The 4427-nt window shown below is 35.1% G+C and carries 5 protein-coding genes; 3 read left to right on the top strand and 2 right to left on the bottom strand.

The window, feature by feature from the left end; all coding sequences use genetic code 11:
- The coding region (locus AB1630_10705; GenBank protein MEW6104260.1) for a Clp protease N-terminal domain-containing protein at positions 1-383 on the bottom strand (383 nt) is incomplete at its 3' end.
- A gap of 56 nt (positions 384-439) precedes the next feature.
- Positions 440-1072: a 30S ribosomal protein S3 gene (rpsC, locus tag AB1630_10700; protein MEW6104259.1), complete on the bottom strand. Its 633-nt coding sequence runs from the start codon at positions 1070-1072 to the stop codon at positions 440-442.
- Positions 1073-1263: 191 nt separating this feature from the next.
- Between rpsC and AB1630_10695 the strand changes: the two genes are divergently transcribed.
- Genes AB1630_10695 through AB1630_10685 form a run of 3 tightly spaced genes read left to right on the top strand, consistent with a single transcriptional unit; the run spans position 1264 to position 4407 of the window.
- Positions 1264-3225, top strand: a complete 1962-nt coding sequence (locus AB1630_10695) for an O-antigen ligase family protein (GenBank protein MEW6104258.1) — start codon at positions 1264-1266, stop codon at positions 3223-3225.
- On the top strand, positions 3225-3968 hold the full coding sequence (locus AB1630_10690; protein ID MEW6104257.1) for a prepilin peptidase: 744 nt from the start codon (positions 3225-3227) through the stop codon (positions 3966-3968). Before AB1630_10695 ends, AB1630_10690 begins: the two co-directional genes overlap by 1 nt.
- Before the next feature lie 19 nt (positions 3969-3987).
- A complete protein-coding gene (locus tag AB1630_10685) occupies positions 3988-4407 on the top strand; it encodes a nucleotidyltransferase domain-containing protein (GenBank protein ID MEW6104256.1) in 420 nt (139 codons plus the stop codon).
- The last annotated feature ends 20 nt before the right edge of the window (positions 4408-4427 follow it).

Raw genomic sequence — 4427 nt, 5'->3', positions numbered from 1 at the left:
AGCCTTGTAAGGATTCTTGAGGCAATGCTTTCTTCCTCTTTTATAAGACCAAAAAGAAGATGCTCTGTTCCAATATAGTTATGCCCCATATTCCTTCCCTCCTCAACAGCAAGCTCTAAAACCTTTTTTGAATGTGGCGTAAATGGAACATTTCCTAATATAGCAAGGCTTCCGCCTGGGGGCGTCTCCTTTTCTATCTCTATTTTTAAGCCCTCAAGGTCAATATCAAAATTTCTTAAAACCTCTGTTGCAACACCTTCTCCCTCTCTTATAAGACCTAAAAGGATATGCTCAGGACCTAAATAATCATGATTTAGCCTCTTTGCCTCATCTTGGGCTAAAGCCAATATTTTCCTTGCCCTTTCTGTAAATCGTTCAAACATACTTAAATTTTACAATGTGCCACAATTGTTTGCAATTCAAGTTAAAGTAAGTTGGGCTAAGACTCTTCAGGCTTTCTATAGACCCAAACCTTTATTCCAATCTTTCCAAACTTTGTTGTTGCCTCTGCTACTCCATAGTCTATATTAGCCTTTATTGTATGAAGGGGAACCCTTCCCTCACGATACCATTCTGTCCTTGCTATTTCTGCATCAGCAAGCCTTCCAGCCGCAGATATTTTTACTCCAAGCGCACCTGATGCCATTGTATTGGAAACAGCTCTCTTCATCGCCCTTCTATGTTGAATCCTCTTTTCAATAGACCTTGCCACAGATTTGGCAATAAGAGAGGCATTAAGATTTGGGTCATCTATTTCATAAATGTCTATCTGAAATTCCTTTTTTATTTTGGAAGACAAGAGCTTCTTAACCTTTTCTATCTCTTCTCCTCCCCTTCCAATAACCACACCAGGTCTTCCTGTATGGATATTTACCTTAATCTTTGCACCAAACCTCTCAATCACAACCGAGCCAATATCGCCGTTTTCAAAATGGTTTTCAATAAAATTTCTGATAGAAATATCTTCCTGGAGGTTTTCTACATACTCCCTTTTGCTCCCTGTATACCATATTGAATCCCAGGTATAACCTTGGCCTATTCTAAAACTTCTAGGATTTACCTTCTGTCCCATTATAAAAATATTATAGTTTTTTATATAAAGATTTGTCTACTATTTTTTATTATATGACAAGTCCGGGGATATTTTTTAAATTACTTGAAATTCAATTGATTTTTAGCAGGCGTTCCGTAAAAATTTAGCAAATTAAGTTTTTAATTCTTTAGGTCTTGCCTTAAACCCCTATATTTATCTATAATCTTCTTATGAAAAGGCTTGATACCTTTATTGAATATTTGCTTTTAGCCATTCTTATTCTTATCCCTCTATTCTATGATACAAACATCTATGTTACATTTGATCTTTCAAAGGCTTTGCTCCTTCGCTTTTTAAGCCTTATTCTCCTTGGCTTTGTATCCTTTAGAATTGTCTTTTATCCCTTTACATTCAAAAAAAGCCCCCTTTTTCTTCCTGTAGCCTTCTTTCTTATCTCAACCATTATCTCTGTTGTGTTTTCAGTAAGCCCTTTGACAAGCTTTTTAGGAACATATAGAAGGTTTGAGGGCTTTATTGCTATTATAAGCTACATCTTTCTATTTTTTGTTGTTACAAATTTTGTTTCTTTTTTAAAAATAGATAGATTCCTTAAGACAATTGTTATTGTTGCCACAATTGCATCTGTTAAGGGAATATTTGAGGGATTGGATGGAAGCCCTCCCCTCTGTTTCTTTGGAAATCAAAACTTTTTAGCCGCATATCTTGTTTTGAGCATTCCATTTTCCCTCTTTTTCTCCTTCCAAAAGAATAGGCTATGGATAATTACATTCATTATAATGACCCTTTGCCTTCTATTAACAAGGACAAGGGGTGCATATCTTGGCTTTTTTATAGGTATGCTCTTATTTTTCATTATAACAGGAAAGGAATTATTGAAAAGGCTTGAGGTAAAGGTTATTTTAGGAATAATTATTTTTGCTCTTTTAATTCTTTCAATGAACCCATCAACATCACCGATAAAAAGAATTTTAAGCACATTTACCATCTCTAAGAAGGGCATATCTTTTCAGGGAACAGCCCTTGAAAGGTTATACCTCTGGAAGGCTGGATTTAAAACAATGCTTGCATATCCTTTGACAGGCTGTGGGATTGAAGCAATGAGGCTTGCCTATGCAAGGTTTGAAGAGCCTGAGCTTGAGGTGGTTGGTGGACATAATGTCAAGGCAGATAGAAGCCACAATGAGACCGTTGATATGGGTGTTACAAGGGGAATTCCTGGTCTTATTATCTATATCTGGCTCTGGATATCTATTATTGTTTTATCTTTAAGGATAAAAAATAGGCTTTTATCTGCATCCTTCCTTGCATCTGGAATCGCCTATTTCATCCAATGCCAATTTAATTTCTCAATGGTCTCATACACAACAACATTCTGGATATTGCTTTCCCTTCTATGTTTAGCCTTAAGAGAACAGGAAAAGAAAAAACCCTTGAAGGTTATGCCAAAATTTTCCACAGGAAGGTTTATTTTATTCTTCTTACTTCTTACTTCTTACTTCTTACTTCTTACTTTAAATATCCCCATATACATAGCTGATACATTATTTAAAAATGCTGTATATGCAAAAGAAAGGGGTGATTTTGATAATGCCATTCAATATGCAGAAGCATCTTTAAAAAAGCATCCAAAGGAGGTATATTACTATGAAACCCTTTGCGAATCCTTATTTATGAAGGCACAATTTGCAGAAAATAAAGAAAAACAAAAGGAATGGGCAGATAGGGCATTTATAGCCGCAGAGAAAGCCCTTTCTATTACACCAACAAATGGCTTCTTTTATAACCTCCTTGGAGGTTTACATACCCTCCTCTATTTTTCTGGGGATGAAAAAGAAAGGGATTTAGCAATAAAGGAATATAAAAAGGCATTAGAGCTTATCCCTGTATTTATTGAGCCATACCTTAATCTTGCCATTATCTATAAAAAGGATGGGAATATAGAAGAAGCTATTAAGTGCTATAAAAAGATATTAGAATTTAACCCGGAACATCTTGATGCATTGGTAAGCCTTGCCGATATTTATTATCAAAAACAGGATATAAAAAATAGCCGTATTTTCTTTGAAAAAACAAAGGTTGCTTGTGAAAAGGCAATCCAAGACCCAACAAATAAAAAAGCCCCTCCTATTTTGAAATATACAGAAGCTATGATTGCTGGTATTAAGCCTTAATGTTTGAGATTAGCCTATTCATCATTGGTGCTACATTTGGAAGCTTTTTTAATGTTTGTATATATAGGCTACCAAAGGATATGTCCATTATTTTTCCAGCCTCATTTTGTCCAAAATGCAATTTAGCTATAAAATGGTATGACAATATCCCAATTTTAAGCTTCTTGGCTCTAGGAGGAAAATGTAGGAATTGTAAGGAAAGAATTCCCATTCGCTATCTTTTGGTTGAATTCCTAACAGGTTGCATCTATTTTTATCTTGGAAGTTTATACGGAGCAAAACCAGAACTTTTGATTTGGCTATTTTTCTTTTCCCTCCTTATTCTAATTGCCTTTATTGACCTTGAGACATTTCTTGTCCTGGATAAAGTAGTATATCCAGGGATTGCTGTTGGAATTCTTCTCTATATTTTTCTATGGAGGGATTTAGAGCATATATTTGGGCTTGTTTTTGGAGGTGGTCTTATATTCCTTGTTGCAAGGCTCTCGCCACTTATCCTTAAAATGGAGGGAATGGGAAGCGGAGATATATGGATAGCAGGCTTAATTGGACTATTTCTTGGCTTTAGGCTTCTTATTTCATCTTTGCTTATCTCCTCAATATTTGCTATTATTATTGGAGGCTTTCTTATCCTTACAGGAAGAAAAAAGAGGAGGGATTATATTCCGTATGGCCCATATCTTGCATTTGGTGCTTTTATCTCATTTGTCTTTAAAGAGAGAATATCTTGCTTATTTCTTTAATTTTTGGTATTATTAGTATATGGACATTGAGAGGCTTCTTGATAATTTTAAAGAATACCTATTGACAAGTGATATTAAAGGAAAAATTGCAAAGATTATTCTTTTTGGTAGCTGTGCTAAAAAAACCAATGTTTCCTCCTCAGACATAGACATTCTTATCTTTACCCTTAATGGTAAAGGTATTGAGAGACCGCTTATGGATAAGGCATATACATTTATGATGGAGCATAATGCTCCCTTTGAAATTCTTATATCAAGCATTGATTCTCTATTTTTTCAAGATTATTTTGTATATAATGTCCTACAAAATGGTAAGGAGGTTTATTCTATGGGTGTGCCAAGCAAAGCGTATTGGTTCTTGTTGGTGAAAGTCCAACTTGGGCAAAGGTTAGCCACTAGCCCAATACTTAATTCCACATTTAGGGAGGTAACAAACTAAATGATGCTGGAAGGTAGGAG

The sequence above is a fragment of the bacterium genome, from assembly GCA_040753555.1.
Classification (GTDB): Bacteria; UBA9089; UBA9088; order UBA9088; family UBA9088; genus JBFLYE01.
This window is presented reverse-complemented; position numbering and strand designations above follow the sequence as displayed.

What these genes read in the sequence shown, in the direction of transcription:
- AB1630_10690 (MEW6104257.1), top strand. Translation starts at nt 3,225, where the DNA reads ATGTTTGAGATTAGCCTATTCATCATTGGTGCTACATTTGGAAGCTTT.
- AB1630_10695 (MEW6104258.1), top strand. Translation starts at nt 1,264, where the DNA reads ATGAAAAGGCTTGATACCTTTATTGAATATTTGCTTTTAGCCATTCTT.
- AB1630_10685 (MEW6104256.1), top strand. Translation starts at nt 3,988, where the DNA reads ATGGACATTGAGAGGCTTCTTGATAATTTTAAAGAATACCTATTGACA.
- rpsC (MEW6104259.1), bottom strand. Translation starts at nt 1,072, where the DNA reads ATGGGACAGAAGGTAAATCCTAGAAGTTTTAGAATAGGCCAAGGTTAT.